The organism is Undibacterium pigrum, assembly GCF_003201815.1.
Taxonomy (GTDB): Bacteria; Pseudomonadota; Gammaproteobacteria; order Burkholderiales; family Burkholderiaceae_D; genus Undibacterium; species Undibacterium pigrum.
On the sequence record NZ_QJKB01000001.1, the window covers coordinates 83,643 to 101,975 of the forward strand.

18 protein-coding genes are annotated in these 18,333 nt (G+C 50.7%); 14 read left to right on the forward strand and 4 right to left on the reverse strand.

All coding sequences use genetic code 11. The annotated features are described in order from the left end of the window. Positions 1–247 precede the first annotated feature (247 nt). On the forward strand, positions 248–856 hold the full coding sequence (locus tag DFR42_RS00410; RefSeq protein WP_245936775.1) for a TetR/AcrR family transcriptional regulator: 609 nt from the start codon (positions 248–250) through the stop codon (positions 854–856). Positions 857–897: 41 nt separating this feature from the next. Here the strand turns inward: DFR42_RS00410 and DFR42_RS00415 are convergent, their stop codons facing one another. Beyond that, the gene (locus DFR42_RS00415; protein ID WP_110252991.1) at positions 898–1,458 is read right to left on the reverse strand and encodes a TetR/AcrR family transcriptional regulator; all 561 of its coding nucleotides are present in this window, start codon (positions 1,456–1,458) and stop codon (positions 898–900) included. 291 nt (positions 1,459–1,749) lie between these two features. Between DFR42_RS00415 and DFR42_RS00420 the strand changes: the two genes are divergently transcribed. The 11 genes from DFR42_RS00420 (at position 1,750) to motD (ending at position 15,515) form a co-directional block, all read left to right on the forward strand. Then, positions 1,750–2,952: an FAD-dependent oxidoreductase gene (locus tag DFR42_RS00420; protein WP_110252992.1), complete on the forward strand. Its 1,203-nt coding sequence runs from the start codon at positions 1,750–1,752 to the stop codon at positions 2,950–2,952. Between the two features lie 105 nt (positions 2,953–3,057). After that, positions 3,058–4,311, forward strand: a complete 1,254-nt coding sequence (locus DFR42_RS00425) for an MFS transporter (RefSeq protein ID WP_110252993.1) — start codon at positions 3,058–3,060, stop codon at positions 4,309–4,311. A 96-nt stretch (positions 4,312–4,407) separates the two neighbouring features. Continuing rightward, on the forward strand, positions 4,408–5,553 hold the full coding sequence (locus DFR42_RS00430) for a zinc-ribbon domain-containing protein (RefSeq protein WP_110252994.1): 1,146 nt from the start codon (positions 4,408–4,410) through the stop codon (positions 5,551–5,553). A gap of 75 nt (positions 5,554–5,628) precedes the next feature. Next, a complete protein-coding gene (locus DFR42_RS00435; protein WP_110252995.1) occupies positions 5,629–7,452 on the forward strand; it encodes a zinc ribbon domain-containing protein in 1,824 nt (607 codons plus the stop codon). A 250-nt stretch (positions 7,453–7,702) separates the two neighbouring features. Next, on the forward strand, positions 7,703–8,890 hold the full coding sequence (flhB, locus tag DFR42_RS00440) for a flagellar biosynthesis protein FlhB (protein WP_110252996.1): 1,188 nt from the start codon (positions 7,703–7,705) through the stop codon (positions 8,888–8,890). Beyond that, entirely contained in the window at positions 8,887–10,980 is a 2,094-nt protein-coding gene (gene flhA, locus DFR42_RS00445; protein WP_110252997.1) for a flagellar biosynthesis protein FlhA, read from the forward strand. The genes flhB and flhA overlap by 4 nt, the downstream gene beginning before the upstream one ends. Continuing rightward, positions 10,977–12,350, forward strand: coding sequence for a flagellar biosynthesis GTPase FlhF (gene flhF / locus DFR42_RS00450; RefSeq protein WP_110252998.1), 1,374 nt, complete (start codon positions 10,977–10,979; stop codon positions 12,348–12,350). The genes flhA and flhF overlap by 4 nt, the downstream gene beginning before the upstream one ends. Next, the gene (locus tag DFR42_RS00455; protein ID WP_245936776.1) at positions 12,343–13,173 is read left to right on the forward strand and encodes a MinD/ParA family ATP-binding protein; all 831 of its coding nucleotides are present in this window, start codon (positions 12,343–12,345) and stop codon (positions 13,171–13,173) included. The genes flhF and DFR42_RS00455 overlap by 8 nt, the downstream gene beginning before the upstream one ends. Positions 13,174–13,178: 5 nt before the next feature. Further along, positions 13,179–13,910, forward strand: coding sequence for an RNA polymerase sigma factor FliA (locus tag DFR42_RS00460; RefSeq protein ID WP_110252999.1), 732 nt, complete (start codon positions 13,179–13,181; stop codon positions 13,908–13,910). Next, complete coding sequence (locus tag DFR42_RS00465) at positions 13,892–14,632, forward strand: flagellar motor protein (RefSeq protein WP_110253000.1); 741 nt, start codon at positions 13,892–13,894, stop codon at positions 14,630–14,632. Before DFR42_RS00460 ends, DFR42_RS00465 begins: the two co-directional genes overlap by 19 nt. Positions 14,633–14,669: 37 nt before the next feature. Next, a complete protein-coding gene (gene motD, locus DFR42_RS00470) occupies positions 14,670–15,515 on the forward strand; it encodes a flagellar motor protein MotD (RefSeq protein WP_110253001.1) in 846 nt (281 codons plus the stop codon). Positions 15,516–15,637: 122 nt separating this feature from the next. On the opposite strand, the gene DFR42_RS00475 is transcribed toward motD, so the two are convergent. The 3 genes from DFR42_RS00475 to flgA form a co-directional block, all read right to left on the reverse strand. Then, positions 15,638–16,129, reverse strand: coding sequence for a flagella synthesis protein FlgN (locus DFR42_RS00475; RefSeq protein ID WP_110253002.1), 492 nt, complete (start codon positions 16,127–16,129; stop codon positions 15,638–15,640). Between the two features lies 1 nt (position 16,130). Next, positions 16,131–16,442, reverse strand: coding sequence for a flagellar biosynthesis anti-sigma factor FlgM (flgM, locus tag DFR42_RS00480; RefSeq protein ID WP_110253003.1), 312 nt, complete (start codon positions 16,440–16,442; stop codon positions 16,131–16,133). Between the two features lie 137 nt (positions 16,443–16,579). Continuing rightward, entirely contained in the window at positions 16,580–17,305 is a 726-nt protein-coding gene (gene flgA / locus DFR42_RS00485) for a flagellar basal body P-ring formation chaperone FlgA (RefSeq protein ID WP_110253004.1), read from the reverse strand. 199 nt (positions 17,306–17,504) lie between these two features. Between flgA and flgB the strand changes: the two genes are divergently transcribed. Together flgB and flgC are read left to right on the forward strand one after the other, a co-directional pair. Next, complete coding sequence (gene flgB, locus DFR42_RS00490) at positions 17,505–17,909, forward strand: flagellar basal body rod protein FlgB (RefSeq protein ID WP_110253005.1); 405 nt, start codon at positions 17,505–17,507, stop codon at positions 17,907–17,909. 15 nt (positions 17,910–17,924) lie between these two features. Further along, entirely contained in the window at positions 17,925–18,329 is a 405-nt protein-coding gene (flgC, locus tag DFR42_RS00495; RefSeq protein WP_110253006.1) for a flagellar basal body rod protein FlgC, read from the forward strand. Positions 18,330–18,333 lie beyond the last annotated feature (4 nt).

Genomic DNA, 18,333 nt, shown 5'->3' on the forward strand with positions numbered 1-18,333 from the left:
TGGCATTGCATTTTGATAAGCAGATTGTTTTTTTACGTAGACATCATGGTATCAATAAGCCCATGAAGATGGATATCTGAATGCTGTCTCAAAATTCGTGTTTTGGTCCGGCCTGATTGTAGTCTGCAATTGCCCGAATTTTGTGCGTTCTTCAGTCAGGAAAACTTTGTTTGCATTCTTGTGCTTATATTAAGTTGAAAACAAGTAGAATTTGGTCTTGTAACCAAAATAATCAACAGTCTTTCCCATGTCCAGAAAATCCAATACCGAGCAGCGTCGTAAAGAGATCGTTTTTGCCTTGTTGTCTGTCATGGCAGAGCATGGCTATGAAAAGGCGACCATACTGGCGATTGCCAAACAGGCAGGCCTGGCACCGGGTTTGATTCATTACCATTTCAAGAGCAAGGGCGAAATCCTGCTTTATCTGGTCAAGTTGCTGGCGACGATGTCACGGGCACGCTATGACTTGCTGGCGGCAACGGCCAATACCTCACAAGAAAGACTGCAGGCTTATATCAATGCACGTCTGGCCAAAGGCGAGGGCGCGATGCCTGAGGCGGTTTCAGCCTGGGTGGTGATAGGTGCTGAAGCAGTACGCCAGCCAGAAGTGCGTGCGGTATTTCAGGAGGCGATTGCGGCTGAGTTGTTGTTGATACAGGATTTGCTGGCGGCATGTCTGCAAGACCAGAAGAAGGTCATCAGCGGCGTGGCAGAACTGGCTGCTGGCCTGCTGGCCTTTATGGAGGGGGCATTTCAACTCGCCAGTGCAGCGGGGGATATCATGCCACAAGGCTATGCAGCAACCACCGCCAGGGCATTTATAGAGAATAGTCTGGCAGCACAAGCACCAGCCTGATTGATCTTAAGGCTTTCGATAGAGAACCGTGCCCAGGAGCCTCATTCTTTCCAGCCATTCTTCATGAGGCTGAACAAGGTATGCAGTGAAGCTATGGGATCTTCAGCGTCTTTAGAGCGATGGAAGGCATCCAGGATAAAGTGGGCGATGGCTTCTGCCTCAGCTGGGGCAAGTGCATGCTTTGTCTCTTGTTGCAGCGCGACCGCCAGTGATTTTTCATAACGCATCCAGATTTGTTTTGCGTAGATATACAAGTCTGGCGTGGAGTAAATCAATTTTTTGAAAGCCGCCACTTCCTTTTTCTTGTTGGCGTCAAAGGCGGTGTAGCTTGAAAAATGTTCAAGCAGGGCATCGAGGATGGATACACCTTTTTTCCTCTGAGTGACGGCTGCAATCAATCTTTCTTCCCGTTCATCTTCTTCATCAAACACCAGGGTTTCTTTAGTGGGAAAGTATTTGAATAGCGTAGGCACGGATACTTCAGCCAGTCTGGCAATTTCTGCTGTCGTGACTTCGTTATAACCTTTTTCTATGAACAGCCCAGTCGCCAGATCAGAAATCATCTTCCTGGTTTTCGCTTTCTTTAATTCCCTCAGTCCCATCAAAGGCTCCAAATTGTGTTCATGTCACATTTTAGCAGATTTATTACCTCAATAAATAAATTAAGTGACTTTACTTTTTAATTTGATTAAATTATAGTGTGACTCAAGGCAGTATTCAGGTTGCTCATTTTTGGCAAAGATTTTTGACTTCAGCAAAAAATCCCAGCTCTCCTGCAATATTTGCAATTTCAAAACGTCTATCCATTGAGTATGTAATTAAGTTGCAATATCGCAGAGCTATTGCGGTAAAAGCATGCGATGAGATGGATAAAAAAACCCGGAATGACCGCGATGAGACAAATCCATAAGCAAAGCCCAATACAAGACAAGCAAATTGCCATCATCGGTGCAGGGCCGGGTGGATTGACACTGGCGCGCCTGCTGCAAATGCATGGCGCGAAAGTGAAGGTGTTTGAGAGGGATATCAACCAGTTTGCCAGAGTGCAGGGCGCCACCCTGAATTTGAATGAAGGCTCTGGTTTGTCTGCCTTGCGTGCCGCCGGTTTGATGGAGGCGTTTGAACTGGCATATCGTCCAGGGGCCGAGAAAATGCTGTTTGTGGACGCACAGGCAGCAGTCATCATTGATGAGCTTGATTCAGAAAGCAATGACAGACCAGAGATAGATCGTGGTCCTTTAAGGAACTTGCTGCTGGCTTCGCTGATGGATGACACGGTGGTCTGGGATGCCCGTTTCTCTTCCTTGCAAAGAACAGAAGAGTCGGTCGAGATTGCATTTGAAAATGGCAACAAATTTACTGCCGATTTGCTGATCGCTGCCGATGGTGCCAACTCAAAAATACGTCCTTATATCACTCCGCTGGCACCGGAGTATTCTGGGGTGACTGTGCTTGAGGGCAGTGTCGCTGACGTGGCAAACACTATTCCAGAATTGTATGAATTACTGGATGGTGGAAAAGTTTGTGTGCTCGACGATGAAAAGACATTATTCATTGTCTTGAAAGGCGATGGCAGTGTCGCTTTTTATACCGGGCATAAGGCAGATCAGGACTGGTGCAGACAGTGTGGAATTGATTTCTCTGACCGTGAGCAGGTATTGGCCTGGTTCAGACAAGAATTCAAGGGCTGGAGTGATATCTGGGCAGAACTGTTCAGACATGCCACTCTGCCTTTCATGCCGCGCCCGCAATTCTGTGCACCTGTCGATCAACACTGGCAGTCTTTGTCGAATCTGACCATGCTGGGTGATGCTGCCCATGTCATGCCACCCTATGCAGGTGAGGGCGTGAACATGGCGATGCAGGATGCTCTGGTGCTGGCGAGCCAGTTGCTGAACCCGGATATGCCTGATATGCGCGCAGCTATTGCCGCCTATGAAACCGAGATGCGTGAAAGAAATGCACAAACAGCAGCAGAGACACTGAAATTTACCAGGGTCTTTCATTCTTATGAAGCCGTACCATTTTTCAGGGAATTCTTTTCCGGGAACCAGGACGTGCTTTTACAAAATGATGGCTTCAGGGTCGCTGCATAAAAAAACTACGCAAAAACAACGCAAAGCAACACAAAACAAACCCAATAACAATATCTGCTCAGCTAACAATAAATAGCCTGGGTTTTAGTCCAAAAGAAAGAAAATATGAATCAATCCATACCTATAGAATCGCCAGCAAGCTTTACTGGCTATCAAAAATTTGTGCTCGCCATACTGGCGTTTTTGCAGTTCACCATCATCCTGGATTTCATGATCATGTCACCGCTGGGTGCGATCCTGATGCCAGCTTTGAATATCTCACCTTCACAGTTTGGTGTGGTGGTATCTGCCTATGCCTTCAGTGCTGGTATTGCCGGTTTTGCGGCTGCGGGTTTTGCAGATCGTTTTGACCGTAAAAAGCTGCTGCTGTTTTTCTACGCCGGTTTTATCCTGGGTACTTTCCTGTGCGGTATCGCGCCTAATTTCTACTTCCTGTTATTTGCCCGCATAGTGACGGGTTTGTTTGGCGGTGTCATCGGTGCCATCGTGCTGGCGATCACGACAGATTTGTTCCCGTTCTCCATGCGTGGCAGGGTCATGGGCGTGTTGCAAACAGCTTTTGCAGCCAGCCAGATTCTGGGTTTGCCTATTGGTCTTTACCTTTCTGCACACTGGGGCTGGCATGCACCTTTCATGATGATCGTCGGCATGGCAGCTATCGTCGGCGTCATTATCATCGCCAACCTGAAACCTATTGATGGTCATTTGAAATTGCAGTCTGACCGCAACCCCTTCCATCACCTGAAAGACACGATAGCAACCCCAAGATATTTGCTGGCGTTTGCCGCGACTGGCCTGTTAAGCATAGGTGGTTATATGCTGATGCCATTCAGCAGTGCCTTCTCAGTGAATAATCTGGGGATTACGATGAAAGAGTTGCCGATGGTCTATCTGGTGACTGGCCTGGGTGCCATCGTCACCGGCCCGCTGGTTGGCAAACTGAGCGACAAGTTTGGTAAATACCGCGTGTTTTTATTTGGCGCTGTCATGACGATTATCATGGCAGTCATTTATACCCGTCTTGGTGTGACACCTTTACATACGGTCATCCTGGTCAATGTCTTGTTGTTCGTCGGTATCTTTTCACGCATCATTCCGGCTCAGGCGATGATGTCGGCTGTGCCCGCCGCTGACAGCCGTGGTTCATTCATGGCGATTAACTCATCCCTGCAACAAATCGCCGGTGGTGTTGGTTCTGTGGTTGCTGGCATGATAGTCAGCCAGCCTGCTGGCGGCGGACCTATCCTGCATTTTGATTTGCTGGGTGATATCCTGGTGCTGACGGTGCTGATTACCGCAGTCATGATGTATTTCATACACCGCATGGTTGCCGTGCCTGCGGTCGCCCAGCCAGCATAAGGCATTACGTGTCGGGTTGATGTTTGGTTGAGGTCTGGTTGAGTATATGGCAATTTTCTGAGATCATGCCATATCACTCAATCAGGATGAACACGAATGCTCAATTGCGAAAACTGCGGTACTGAAAATAAAGACGGGGCCAAGTTTTGCAAATCCTGTGGATCAGCCATCACTGTCAATGCAGATAACGGTGCCCCGCCCGGTTCGGCCTTGTCATGTGCAAATTGCCAGACCGATTTGGCAGCCGGGGCAAAATTTTGCAAGAAGTGCGGGACCAGCGTCATCGCCCCAGCTTCTGCCGCTGACCCCTTGGCTTCCAGCGAAACTCTTGACATCGATATTGATGATGAGATTCTCAATGGCACCAGCCCGTTAATACAAGCTGACACACCAGCTAACAAACAAGCTGATATAGCATCGCCCAGCCAGGATACTCCCAAAGAGTTACCGCCGGAGCCAGATGGGATTAGCGTCACACCAGCCCCAGACCCTGTTGCCATAGCAGCGCAGGTTGAACTGCCAGCCAGCAAACCAGTTGACCTGAACAAAAAAAGTGCCAGCCCCGATGTCGCCGTACCCGGCGATGTCATCAAATCCAGCATACAGCCTTCTCATGTCATGGCAGCCGCAGTGGCCTTGCTGCTGGTGCTGGTATTGGCTGGTGGCTATTTTTGGCTATCGCCAGGTAAGCCTGCAGATAATCTTGCGCAAAGCAGTAAGCCGTCTGTGCAGAGTCCGATGCTTGTTACAGAAGCTGCTGTCGCCACTCCAGTCGCTGCATCAGCCGTCGCTATGCCACCGCCAACTCCTGCGCCAGAGATTGCGACAACACCGAGCCCGGCAACTGAGCCTGTGCAGTCGGCCCCAATCCCAGAACCAGCTTCAGTTGCTGTCGCATCGAATGCACAAAATGCGAAAAAGAAAACCAAAAAGAAAAATGACGATGATTTCGATGACGACGATGATTTTGATGATGAGCATCCTGCAACTGGCAAGCGCCAGCGCAACCTGAATGCGCAACATCAGGAGTTTGGACGTGGTATGCCCACCCCTTTCGGCAACGGCGGGTTCGGTCAGGGGCAAGGCCAAGTAGTGGCTTTGTTGGCGCGTTCGGACAGTTTTCTCGCCAGTGGCGATTATGACCGTGCCATTGCGACCGCACAAAGCGCGCTGGCTCTGGACCCCAATAATGCGGCAGCCAAAGCCAGGATAAAAAAAGCCCGGCGCTTGCAAGGTGAGTAAATTGCCGCTGAATTTCCACACAGCTCCACTGAGTCCCCTTAATCCCGACGATATTTCAAATAAAGAGTTGCGCGCATGAGCTATGAATTCAATCCGGAAAGCCAGTTATTTGAATTTCCCAATCCTTACAAGGTAGAAAATCTTGCCAGCATGATTTCCGGCGGCTTGTTGGTACTGGCAGGCACCTGGATTATGTTTGATGTGCGCGGGCGTCTGGCACATGCGCCAGATTTGCCGGTCTTTGCTGTACTGGGGATTGCCGTAATACTGTTGTTGTTCGGGATATTATTGTTGGCGCGTGCATTTTCTCAATTGCGCTATTTCTTTGGCCGTAATCGCCCTGAAAGTCTGGCGCCACTACTGCCTGCCGATAAAGATGGTGACTCTGACTATGCCCGTCACTATAAGGAAAACCTCAGGCAAAATGCGATTTCGCTCAAAGAGCCAACAGGGCCTTTGAATGGCCTATTGTATTCATGGGTGCCGCAGTTGATATTTGCACCCATCGTCATCCAGTATTCTGCGCAGACACAGTTTTATAATTTCCTGTCCCTGACCGCGACATTGATCAGCTTTTTATTTTGCTGGCTGGTGTTTGGTCAAGGCGCTGCCCATGCCTGGATAGGGCTGGTATATGGTGCATTTGTGTTTTTCCAGATCATGCGTCCGATGGTGGCGCGCACTGCCACCACGACAGGTGCAATCAAGGAAAGTGCCAATGTGGGTATCAGCAGTCTGATTATCCTGATCGTACTGGCAGTGCTGGGGCCAGTCGTACTGGGTTTGCTGGCATCTCATTTGCCGCCGGTTGAGAATTTGTCTGTCAATGGTGTGGTTTTGCTGACCTTGTTATGTGCACTGGCTGCCTGTGCAGTTTTTGGTCTGGCGTTGAAAAACCAGTTGCAGGCTACTCCGCAAGTCATAGGCGCGGCGCGCGTGGTGGAAACGGTGACCATGAATGCCCATCCCAATAAATTACTGGAAGAGCTGGACAGGATATTGATGGAGAAATGGTTCAGCCGCACGCCTAACCGCAAATATTCGCGCCGTTCACCCATTATCGAAGGCCCACAAGGGCAATTCACTGCCGAAATTTTTGAGGAAACCCAGCCTTGCCCGCAAGTTGGTAAGGTGGCAGAAGGTCTTCAACATGCGTTGTCTACCAAAGAATTTTTCTGGCTGACCTGTCTGACGGCGCTGGCCTTTGTCTTGATTGCCAGTGGTACCCTGATGGCAGTCTGGCTGACACGCGCCATCCTGGCTGGTGACGCAGTGTGGACTAATCTTACGCTGACTTGCAGCTTGTTTGGCGTAGGCATGTATTGCTACCGCGCGTCGCATGTGCTCTGGGGACGTTTTGATTTTGTCTCGAAACTGATCTGGGTTGATATCCAGGGCAGTTTTGAGTCTGCCAGTGTCCAGCTTGGCAATCAAATCTCTGGCAATCTGCAAACCAGCAAGAAAGTCATCAACATAGAATCCATGACTTTGCGTGTCTGGGTATCAGAAATTGACACGGTGATTTTTGGCCGCGACGCACTCCGTCAAATGACAGGCATGCGCGGTCTGCCAGCCTATGCTGAAGAACTGGCGCAGAGCTTAAAGGGCTTTGCTGAGCAAAATTCCATGGTGGTGGCACCGACGTCTGCAAAAGACCTGGCACGTGCAGAAAAAGTCGGCATGATGAACCAGGTGATTGCTGATCCTGCTAATGCAGCAGCTACTGCACTGGCTGCAGGAAAGCAGCAATTGCCAGACCATAGCGAGAAAGAAAAAATGCAATACGCAGCAGCGATGGATAAGATCAAGACCATGCAGGCATGCCGTGCCTGTGGTGCCTCGGTTGATGTGGACGCCAGCTTTTGCGGGGAGTGCGGCAATCGCGTCGCTACGGCGTAGGTCGCCCAGGTTTTACGTCCCGTCTTGAATTGATTAAAAGGCAAAAATCTCTCTGCCTGGCCAGTCTCCAATGCTTGTTGAACAGGCATTTCCTCTGTTTTTTCAGTCTTCACCCCTTCCTTGCTGAGAGGAAGGGGGTATTTCCTCCCTTATTCCACGCATCTTGCGTGTCTGTCATAGCCAATAATTACACCTGTATATTTGCGTAATCAAAGCAGAGCTTGCTTTGTGGAAATAACAGGAGTCGGCAATGGCCGAAGATAGCGATCTCGAAAGAACCGAACCGGCCTCGCCCAAGCGCCTTGAACAGGCGCGGGAAGAGGGCGATGTTCCGCGTTCGCGTGAACTGTCTACCTGCACCATCTTGCTGGCGGCAGGCGGTGCGCTCTGGGGTATGGGCGATGGCCTGGTCAGGCATTTGAATCAAGCTCTGGTGGCGGGCCTGTCGCTGGAGCGGGCGATTATCTACGATCATGAACTGCTGTTTTCAAAAATTGCTGTCAGCCTGATGGATGTGCTGGTGGCTTTTGCACCTGTTGCCGGGCTGTTGATGATAGTGGCACTGGGTTCACCTTTGCTGATAGGCGGCTGGCTGTTCAGTGCCAAGGCATTGACCCCTAATTTTTCGCGCATGAACCCGATTTCTGGCCTGGGCAATATGGTTTCTACTCGCGCTGGCGTCGAACTCATCAAGGCCATCGTCAAAACCATCCTGGTTGGGTCTGTAGCCTGGATCGTCATCATGGGCCAAAAAAATGCCATCTTTGCCTTGCCGCTGGAAGCCTTGAAGTCTGGCCCTGCCCACGTGGGTCATATGATGGGCGTGTGTTTCCTGGCCATTGTCGGTTCACTGGCTGTGATTGCCGCCATTGATGCGCCTTATCAAATGTGGCAATACGCACAAAAACTGATGATGACACATCAGGAAGTTGTTCAGGAATCCAAGGAAGCCAATGGTAACCCGCAGATCAAGGCAAAAATTCGCGCCCAGCAGCGTGAAATGGCACGCCGCCGCATGATGTCTGAAATCCCGACGGCTGACGTTGTCGTCACTAACCCGACGCACTTTGCCGTCGCCCTGAAATATACCGAAGGCGGCAATGGCGCTCCTAAAGTCATCGCCAAAGGTGCGGATGAAGTCGCCGCCAAAATCCGTGAACTGGCAAAAGAACACAAAATACCTTTGCTGGAAGCGCCGCCACTGGCCCGCGCCCTCTATAAGCATACCGACCTCGGTGACGAAATACCTGAAGCCCTGTATGCCGCAGTAGCTGAAGTGCTGGCCTATGTTTATCAACTGCGCAGCTATACCAAAGGCGGCGGTAACAGACCTGAAAAACCAAATGATTTGCCTGTACCACCTGAGCTTGATCCCAATAACCAAGCAAATATTCAAACAAATAATCAAGCAGGCAACCAAGCAGGAGTCCAAGCATGAATAGCTTCACCTTACCTGGCTGGATGAACGGTATCAATACCAGGGCACTGGCAGCGCCTTTCCTCATCATCCTGATGCTGGCGATGATGATTTTGCCCTTGCCAGCCTTTGTTCTCGACGTGTTTTTCAGCTTCAATATCGCCATTGCGATCATTGTCTTGCTGACCAGCCTGTATACCGTCAAGCCGCTGGATTTCATGGTATTTCCTACCGTGCTGCTGGTCAGTACCATGCTGCGTCTGTCACTGAACGTAGCATCTACCCGCGTTGTTTTGACTGAGGGCCATACCGGTCCAGATGCAGCAGGTAAGGTGATTGAAGCTTTTGGTCACTTTTTGATTGGCGGTAACTACACAGTTGGTATCGTGGTGTTCGTCATTTTGACCATCATTAACTTTACGGTTGTCACTAAAGGTGCTGGCCGTATCGCTGAGGTGGGCGCACGTTTTGCCCTGGATGCGATGCCAGGTAAACAAATGGCGATTGATGCTGACTTGAATGCTGGTTTGATTGCCGAACAGGAAGCACGCCGCCGCCGTACCGAAGTTGCGCAAGAAGCTGAATTTTATGGCGCTATGGACGGTGCCAGTAAATATGTACGTGGTGATGCGGTCGCCGGCATCATGGTTACTGTCATCAATATCGTGGGTGGTCTTGTCGTGGGGATGGTGCAGCATGACCTGGATTTTTCCACTGCGCTGAAAAACTATACCTTGCTGGCAATTGGTGACGGCCTGGTCGCACAAATTCCTTCTTTGATTATCTCTACGGCGGCCGGTGTCGTGGTATCGCGCGTGGCCAGCGATCAGGACATCAGTGGTCAGTTGATAGGCCAGTTGTTTGCCAAGCCTCAGGTCATGATCATCACAGGCGGCATCATAGGTGGCATGGGTTTGATACCAGGCATGCCGCATATTGCTTTCATTTTGCTGGCAGCAGTACTTTGTGGTGGCGGTTACCTGCTCAACAAGCGTAATGAAGTCGCACCTGCTGCTGGAGCAGATGAAAGGGTGGAGGCCCCAACTGCCGCGCCACAGGAAATGGAAGAAGCAACCTGGCAAGATATCTTGCCTGTCGATACCCTGGGTCTGGAAGTTGGTTATCGCCTGATCCCGCTGGTGGATAAAAACCAGGGTGGCGAACTCTTGCGTCGTATTAAGGGCATACGCAAGAAGTTTGCTCAGGAAGTCGGCTTTTTATCGCCACCTGTGCATATCCGTGACAACCTGGAACTGAAGCCATCTGCCTACAGGATTACCCTCAAGGGTGTTGAAGTCGGTGCAGGTGAAGCCCTGAGCGGCCAATACCTTGCCATTAACCCAGGCATGGTGACTGGCAATTTGCCAGGCGCAATGACGACTGATCCAGCCTTTGGTTTACCTGCTGTCTGGATTGATGGCGCAATTCGTGAACAGGCCCAAGCCATGGGTTATACCGTGGTCGACTCCGGTACTGTGATTGCCACCCACTTGAATCATCTGATTACCAGCCATGCTGCTGAATTGCTAGGCCGTCAGGAAGTGCAATTGCTGATGGATCATCTGGCAAAAGAAATGCCAAAAATGGTGGAAGAACTGGTGCCAAAATCCATGCCATTGTCCACCTTGCAAAAAGTCTTGCAAAACCTGCTCACGGAAGGCGTGCATATTCGCGATATGCGCACCATCATAGAAACCCTTTCTGAGCAAGCCATGCATACCCAGGATGCCAATGAATTGACAGCACAGGTCAGGATAGCCCTGGGCCGTGCCATAGTTCAGCAAATCTTCCCGACCGGGAATGAGATGACAGTCATGACGCTGGATAGCCGTCTTGAACGTCTGTTGATGCAAGCCCTGCAAACCAGTGGCGCTGATGGATCTGGCATAGAGCCTGGCCTGGCCGACACACTGGCAAGTCAGACCCAGGCAGCGGCTGAACATCAGGAGCAGATGGGCCTGACGCCAGTGCTGTTGGTGCCAGCACCATTGCGTGCCTTGCTGTCGCGTTTCTTGCGCCGTAATTTGCCGCAATTGAAAGTCTTGTCGCACGCAGAAATACCTGAAACAAAAACCATTAGAGTCACCAGTCTGGTCGGAGGTCAATCATGAACGTCAGAAAATTTACCGCGAATACTTCTCGCGAAGCTTTACGCATGTTGCGTGATGCTTTGGGGGCAGATGCCGTGATCCTCTCGAACCGCAATGTGGGCGGCAAGGTCGAGATTCTGGCAATGGCAGATGAAGCCATCAGTGCCATCGCACCGGATGCTGAGCAGGAAGTTGAGTCGCAGCAAATTCTGCAAACCCAGCAAGTACCTCAGGTACCGCGCTTTGCGCCACGCTTCCAGAACGAGGAGGCAGTCAGCTTTCATCGCTCAGTGGAAAGGTCGGTAGAAAGACCAGTAGAGCGCAGCATGAATGTGCCAACTTTCAAGGCGCAGACAGGTGCCAGCAGCTTTGCCAGTGACATGGACACACCGGTCAATGCCAATGAATTGAATGATGTGATGTCAGAAATCCGCGCCATGCGCAGTATGCTGGAATCTCAACTGGCAGAAATCTCGTGGACGCAGACACAAAAACGCCAGCCACAAAAGGCCGAGATCTTGCGCGAATTGCTGGCTACCGGTTTCAGTGCCAGCCTGTCACGCTATCTGGTAGAAAAACTGCCGGAAGCTGGCAAGGTCGAGGATGGCCTGGAGTGGATCAAAAATATCCTGGTGCGCAATCTGTCAACCATCGCCAATGAAAATGAAATGCTGGAAAAAGGCGGCGTGTATGCCCTGGTTGGACCTACCGGTGTCGGCAAAACCACCACCACAGCCAAGCTGGCAGCACGCTGCGTCATGCGTCATGGCCCATCCAAGCTGGCCCTGATCACAACTGACGGCTATCGTATTGGCGGCTTTGAACAATTGCGTATCTACGGCAAAATCCTGGGTGTGATGGTACATGCTGTCAAGGATGAGGCAGATTTGCGCATCGCCTTGTCCGAGCTCAAGAATAAACATACGGTCCTGATTGATACTGTGGGTGTCAGTCAGCGCGACAAGATGGTCACTGAGCAGGTGGCGATGTTGTCTGGAACAGACACTCCAGTAAAGCGTTTGCTGTGCCTGAATGCGACATCGACAGGGGAAACCTTGAGCGAGGTAGTGCGCGCCTATCAGGGTAATGGCCTGGCTGGTTGCATATTTACCAAACTCGATGAAGCTGCAACCATAGGTGGCGCACTCGATATTGCGATACGCCAGAAACTCATGGTGTATTACGTTGCCAGTGGCCAGCGTGTGCCTGAAGACCTGCATATCGCCAACAAATTGTATTTGATCGATCGTGCCTTCAAACTCAAGCGTGAGACTGCGGCTTTTCGCTATCTCGATGAGGAATTGCCTCTGCTGATGGCTGGTGCGGTTTCTGCATCGGCATCAGCTTCCAGAGCAGGTAGTCGTGCAGGCAAGGAGGTGTTCCTTGGCTAGTTTCGATCAGGCAGAAGGCCTGCGCCGCATGCTGGCGGGGCCAAAACCAAGAGTGTTTACCTTTTTGTCGGCCTTGAGGGAAGATGAAAAGAGTGGCATGCTGGTCAATCTTGGTGTGTCTCTGGCGCGCCAGGGCAGCCAGGTTTTGATGGTAGACGCCCGCGCTTCCGAGAATAGTGTGGGGGCATGGTTGAACGCCCGCCATGATCAGACCTTATTGGATGTAGCGAGACAACAGCGTACAATGAAGGAAGCGGTAAAATTGGTAGCTGCTGGCCTGTCCGTAACGATGCTGGCCAGGCATGCTTGGTTGCCGCCAGAAAGTGCGCGTCAGCTGTCCAGGGTTTTTGATACGGTCGCCAATAGTTCAGACCTGGTGATCGTTGATAGCGATATCAATCTGGATGATGCCTTTCCGCTGGCAACGCTGGATGATAGTGAGCTGGTGATACAGGTATCGGCTGATCCCGACATGATCAAGGCAGCATATGGCTTGATCAAGCGCGTCAGCAACCGGGTAGGGCGACGTGGTTATGGTATCGTGGTGTCCGGTGCATCAGAAAAAGAGGCGAGATTGATTTACACTAATATGGCGCAGGCAGCCAGTCGTTATCTGGCAGTGCCATTACACTATGTCGGCAATGTGCCGGAAGATGAACATGTCAGAAAGGCGGCGCATTTGGGACGCTCTGTGATTGATGCTTTTCCTAAAGCCCTCGCATCACTGGCATTTTCCAGGCTGGCCGAGCAATTGGCGCGTACTGCGCGTTCGACTTTATGTTTAGAGGGAGTCCCTGAGCTGGGTGTCGGTCTTGGAATGTAATCAAAATGTACACCGCTAGCGGAAAATCAGATAAAAACTTCCTGTTAAGGGAGCATGCCCCACTGGTCAAGCGTCTGGCTTACCAGTTGAAGGCGCGCCTGCCTCCCAGTGTGGAGGTGGATGACCTCGTGCAGGCCGGTATGATAGGCCTGCTGGATGCCGTTAACCGCTATGAAGATACCCATGGTGCTCAATTCGAAACCTATGCGGTACAACGCATACGGGGTGCCATGCTGGACGAATTGCGCAGTAGCGACTGGTTGCCGCGTGGCGTGCGCCAGAACATGCGCAAGATAGAAAATGCCATGAATGTGCTGCAGCAAAAGCTGGGACGGCCACCACTGGAAACCGAGGTTGCCAAGTCACTCAAGCTCAGCCTGGAAGAATACCAGGACTTGCTGACTGACAGTGGCGGGCATCAACTTGTGTATTACGAAGACTTTCACGACTCGGATACCAAGGAACATTTTCTCGATCATTATTGCTCAGACTTGTCTGGCAATCCTTTACAGGATTTGCTCAATGACGATTTCCGTGATGCCGTCATTGGTGCGATCGACAGCTTGCCAGAGCGAGAGAAACTGCTGATGGGCCTGTACTATGAGCAGGAATTGAACTTGAAAGAGATTGGTGCCGTGATGGGCGTATCAGAATCGCGGATTTCACAATTGCATAGCCAGGCCGTCGCCAGGCTGCGGGCATTTTTAAGGGAGAAAGCGTGGACTGGGCTAGCATAGTCGGATTGATACTGGTGGTATTTGGCATCATCTCCGGGCAATTGCTGGAAGGTGGGCGTCTTTCTTCTCTGGTGCAACCAGCCGCCTTCGTCATTGTGGCGGTAGGTACGCTGGGAGCGGTCTTGCTGCAAAGCAGATGGAATAACTTCAAGCAAGGTGTTCGCATGTTGCGCTGGGTGGTGTCCGAACCACCCGACAGCAGCAAGAAGAATATTGCAGATGCACTGATCTGGAGTGTCGTTGCCAGGCGCGAAGGCTTTTTGAGCCTGGAGCGTTATATGAATGCCTCCAGCGACCCCTTCATAGGCAAGGGCTTGCGCCTGGTCATCGATGGCATAGACCCGATACGTCTCAAAGACATACTGGATGTCGATATTTCCCTGTATGAAATGGAGCAGCGCCAGGCTGCCAAAATCTGGGAAGCGGCAGGCGGTTATTCACCCACGATCGGTATTCTTGGTGCAGTACTGGGTTTGATCCACGTCATGGAAAACCTTAGCGACCCGTCCAAACTTGGTGGTGGCATCGCAGTCGCCTTCGTTGCCACGATTTATGGCGTGGGTATGGCTAACTTATTATTTTTGCCTGTCAGTAATAAGCTGAAGGAAATTATAGGCCGGGAAGTGACGCGCCGCGAAATGCTTTCCGACATTTTTTACAGTATCGCCCTGGGTGACAGCCCGCGCGTGGTGGAAGAAAGACTGACTAATCACCGTACTTAATCTCCAGGCTTGAGCCTGTATATCTGTATACCTATTTATGGCAAGAAAAAAATACCACGAAGAACCAGACAACCATGAGAGGTGGCTGGTTTCTTACGCGGATTTTATTACCTTGCTGTTTGCCTTCTTTGTCGTCATGTATGCCATATCCTCGTTAAACGAGGGTAAGTACCGGGTCTTGTCCAATTCTCTGACCGGTGCTTTTGGCAAGGTCATGACAGTCAATCCCAAGCCTGTCGATGCGCCTAACGAGCAATTGTTGAAGCTTGATCCCTTGCCTTTGGTCAAGAATCGTATCAGCGAGGGTTTGCGTAAAGAGCGGGCGCAAATGACTACCATGGCCAAGGATATTTTGACTGTGCTGGAACCACTGGTACGTGAAGGCAAGGTACGCGTGACCCAGACCAGTCGCGGTATCACGATAGAAATCAATGCCAGCCTCTTATTTGCACCGGGTGATGCGCGCCTGAATGTTGATTCCATACAGGCATTGAAGGCAATTGCCGGTGTCCTCAAACTTGATAATCATGCTATACAGGTGGAAGGTCATACCGATAACCTGCCTATCAAAAATTCTATTTTCCCTTCAAACTGGGAGCTATCTGCGGTGCGGGCCAGTACGGTAGCACGTCTGTTGACCGAGAATGGTGTCGATGAATTCAGGGTCACGGCAGTGGGGCAGGGCGCGAAATTGCCTGTGAGCGAGAATGAAACACCCGAGGGCAGGGCCAGGAACCGGCGTGTGTCTGTAACCATTTTGGCGGTATTGCCAGAGCCAGTAGTGGAAGTGCCGATTGCACCGACACCTGCGGCGACTTCATTGCCCGCACCAGTTGCACGGCCAACTGCTGCGTCTTTGCCTCAAACGGTAACAGACCCATGATTCAGGCGTTAGCCGGAAAAAATAAAACGGGAAAGTGGGTAGCCGGAGCAATCAATATAAGCTTAAATGCGAGCTTAATGCGGGCTTAAATACACAGCGACGCGCCGTATGTGAAAAGCGCCTTAAGTGGCGATATAGCCTTTGCCAGGCGTGGTCTTGACGGTAGACTGGCCATTCGGGCCATACATGGACCCAGCCTGATTTGTATTTTGCTGCAGCAGATTCAAGGTTGCCTGGTTCAGTGACAGGCGACGGTTGATCAGTGAGCCATTGGTGCGGTTATCTTCTTTGGCTTGCGCGGTCAATTCCAATAGCGCATCCCAGCTTTTGGCAATGTCAGGGGTATCAACAGCTTGCTGCAAATAGGCTTGCATGCCTTCTATGTCGGCATTAAAACCCAGGTCATTCAAAAAACGATTACGCTTTTTTTCCAATTCATTCATTTTAACGACAAGCTGTCCCTTGCTCTGGGTATAGTCATTGAGCTGGACCACATCGCTCTCTATCAGTGCAGATTGCTCTTTTTTGAGCAAGTCGGCAAGAGAAGACATGATGCTGACTTCTTCCTGCAGGCATTGTTGGATGGCAGTGTGTCCGGAACTTCTTGTGTTCATGTTATCGTTTTCTGGCGTTGAGCAAATCTTTAACTGTTTCCAGAAGCCCGTCAGCGACTTTTTCCGAGTTCACTTGAAAGCGCCCTTCGGAAATGGCCAGCTTGATTGCTTCCACCTTCTTCGTCTCAAACACGGCACTGCCAGCTTGCGTGTTCTGCAAAGCCTGCAATTGCGTCGAGAGAGTCGAAATCTGTACTTTCGACGAATTAGAATTCGCTACCGGAACCGCAGTATCAGCGGGTTTTTCCGTGCGAGCCTGTTGCGGGCTGACTGGTAGCCCCGCGGTCTTGTTCAGTGCGTCATCAATTTTCACAGCGATACCCTCTAGTGTGGGACTTACAAAGATCTACATCCAGTTTATCGGCCGTGTAATTTTAAACTTTAACCTTACTGTGAAAAAATATTGCATTCACTTAATTCTGCCTGCTTAAACTTTGCAATTACTTGCTATTAGTAAATTATTTCTATAATGCCACCATTTTTTGCAACACCGCTAATGGTCTGGCCAGAATTGGTTTTTGCCTTAGCGACTTGGCCATCGGCCGCATTATTGAGTGCGATGGCATCCGTTGCTACCTGGAAACCCGGGCCAGAACTGACGACCCGCACAGATTGCCCCTGTTGTACTACTACCGGGTTTTTTAATGCATCTATACGCATGACACTGCCAGAAGCCAGGGAAACCTGCATGCTTTTTCCTATGGCTTGTTCAGGAGCAGTAATGACACCGGCAGGCAGTTTTGAGATATCGCCCCTGACTTTGCTCAAGTCTGAGAGGGCAATGACTTGCCCCTGAACAAGTGCATTGGCAGCAACATAATAATCTGCCGTGACTTGTACATTGGCTTGCAGATAGACCAGCCAGGCAGTGGGTGCGGTGCAGCGTATGGCGAGCGTCACTTTGCCCCAGGGTTTGCTGCCTGGTAACATATAGGGGCTAGGGCTGTCGCAAGCCTGCAAATTAAGCCGTTTATCAACTTCACCCACGGTGACCTGTACCTGACCACTCGTGCCAGATGCCTGCTGCGTCAGAAAATCCAGCGCAATCTGGCGTAACTGGCTGGTATCTTGCGGCGCACTGACAGGCGCAGCCTGGCTGATGCCAGTCAGGCATGCCAGTACCAGCGCTAACACTTGTCTGCTGGCGAGTTTGCCAACTATCTTTGCGGCTTTCATCATGATTTCCTGCCTGGGTTGTTCTGAACTCCATTTTAGGATTCACAGATTTTTTTGAATGCGTGAATAAACGGGTTTTTCCCTTTCTGCTTGCCTGATCAAACTTGCGTGGTGACGAATAAGATGCAAGGTATAGAAAACCCTTGTGTGCCTTGAATGTTGAAATACTGCCCGGGGCGCAAGAGTAAAGGAGAGCAAGATGGCTGGCAAACTAGATGACTATTTCCGCTTCCACGAGACTGCACTTTCAGTCCGGGGACAGCGTCAGCAATTGCTGGCATCCAATATTGCCAATGCTGACACACCTAATTACAAGGCCAGGGATGTTGATTTTGCCCGTGCACTCAGTAATGCTCTGGGGCAAAACCTGACGCAGTCGCCTACGGTTTTGAATAAAACCGCCAGCCAGCATATTGATACCCCAGGTGCCATAGGTGGTGTGGCAGCGCAATACAGGCCTACCGTGCAGGGCAGTGTGGATGGCAATACCGTAGACATGGACGTGGAGCGCAATCAGTTCACTGACAATGCGCTACGGTATGAGGCCAGCCTGACCATTATCAATATGCAGATCAAAGGTCTGCTGGCAGCCATACAGGGATAATCAAGGATAACCATTATGTCACTCTTTAATGTCTTTAATGTTGCCGGTTCAGCCATGAGTGCGCAGTCACAGCGCCTGAACGTGGTCACCAGCAATCTGGCCAATGCGGATAGTGTCACCAGTTCAGACGGCACGCCTTACAAAGCCAAGCAGGTTGTATTTAGTGCGGTGCCCGTTGCAGGCACGACTTCGACTGCGGTTAAGGTAAATGAGGTTGTAGAAGACACCAATCCGCCTAAACTGATGTATGACCCTAAGCACCCGATGGCGGATGAAAAGGGTTATGTCGCCATGCCAAATGTGAATGTGGTGGAAGAAATGGTGAATATGATTTCGGCATCACGTTCATATCAAAACAATGTAGAAGTCATGAATGCAGCAAAAACCATGCTGCTGAAAACCTTGACTTTAGGGCAATAAGATT

Coding starts and splice junctions, on each gene's coding strand:
- DFR42_RS00420 (WP_110252992.1), top strand. CDS start 1,750: ATGAGACAAATCCATAAGCAAAGCCCAATACAAGACAAGCAAATTGCC.
- DFR42_RS00430 (WP_110252994.1), top strand. CDS start 4,408: ATGCTCAATTGCGAAAACTGCGGTACTGAAAATAAAGACGGGGCCAAG.
- motD (WP_110253001.1), top strand. CDS start 14,670: ATGGCAAGAAAAAAATACCACGAAGAACCAGACAACCATGAGAGGTGG.
- DFR42_RS00435 (WP_110252995.1), top strand. CDS start 5,629: ATGAGCTATGAATTCAATCCGGAAAGCCAGTTATTTGAATTTCCCAAT.
- flhA (WP_110252997.1), top strand. CDS start 8,887: ATGAATAGCTTCACCTTACCTGGCTGGATGAACGGTATCAATACCAGG.
- flgB (WP_110253005.1), top strand. CDS start 17,505: ATGGCTGGCAAACTAGATGACTATTTCCGCTTCCACGAGACTGCACTT.
- DFR42_RS00415 (WP_110252991.1), bottom strand. CDS start 1,458: ATGGGACTGAGGGAATTAAAGAAAGCGAAAACCAGGAAGATGATTTCT.
- DFR42_RS00460 (WP_110252999.1), top strand. CDS start 13,179: ATGTACACCGCTAGCGGAAAATCAGATAAAAACTTCCTGTTAAGGGAG.
- DFR42_RS00425 (WP_110252993.1), top strand. CDS start 3,058: ATGAATCAATCCATACCTATAGAATCGCCAGCAAGCTTTACTGGCTAT.
- flhF (WP_110252998.1), top strand. CDS start 10,977: ATGAACGTCAGAAAATTTACCGCGAATACTTCTCGCGAAGCTTTACGC.
- flgA (WP_110253004.1), bottom strand. CDS start 17,305: ATGAAAGCCGCAAAGATAGTTGGCAAACTCGCCAGCAGACAAGTGTTA.
- flhB (WP_110252996.1), top strand. CDS start 7,703: ATGGCCGAAGATAGCGATCTCGAAAGAACCGAACCGGCCTCGCCCAAG.
- DFR42_RS00410 (WP_245936775.1), top strand. CDS start 248: ATGTCCAGAAAATCCAATACCGAGCAGCGTCGTAAAGAGATCGTTTTT.
- DFR42_RS00475 (WP_110253002.1), bottom strand. CDS start 16,129: ATGAACACAAGAAGTTCCGGACACACTGCCATCCAACAATGCCTGCAG.
- flgC (WP_110253006.1), top strand. CDS start 17,925: ATGTCACTCTTTAATGTCTTTAATGTTGCCGGTTCAGCCATGAGTGCG.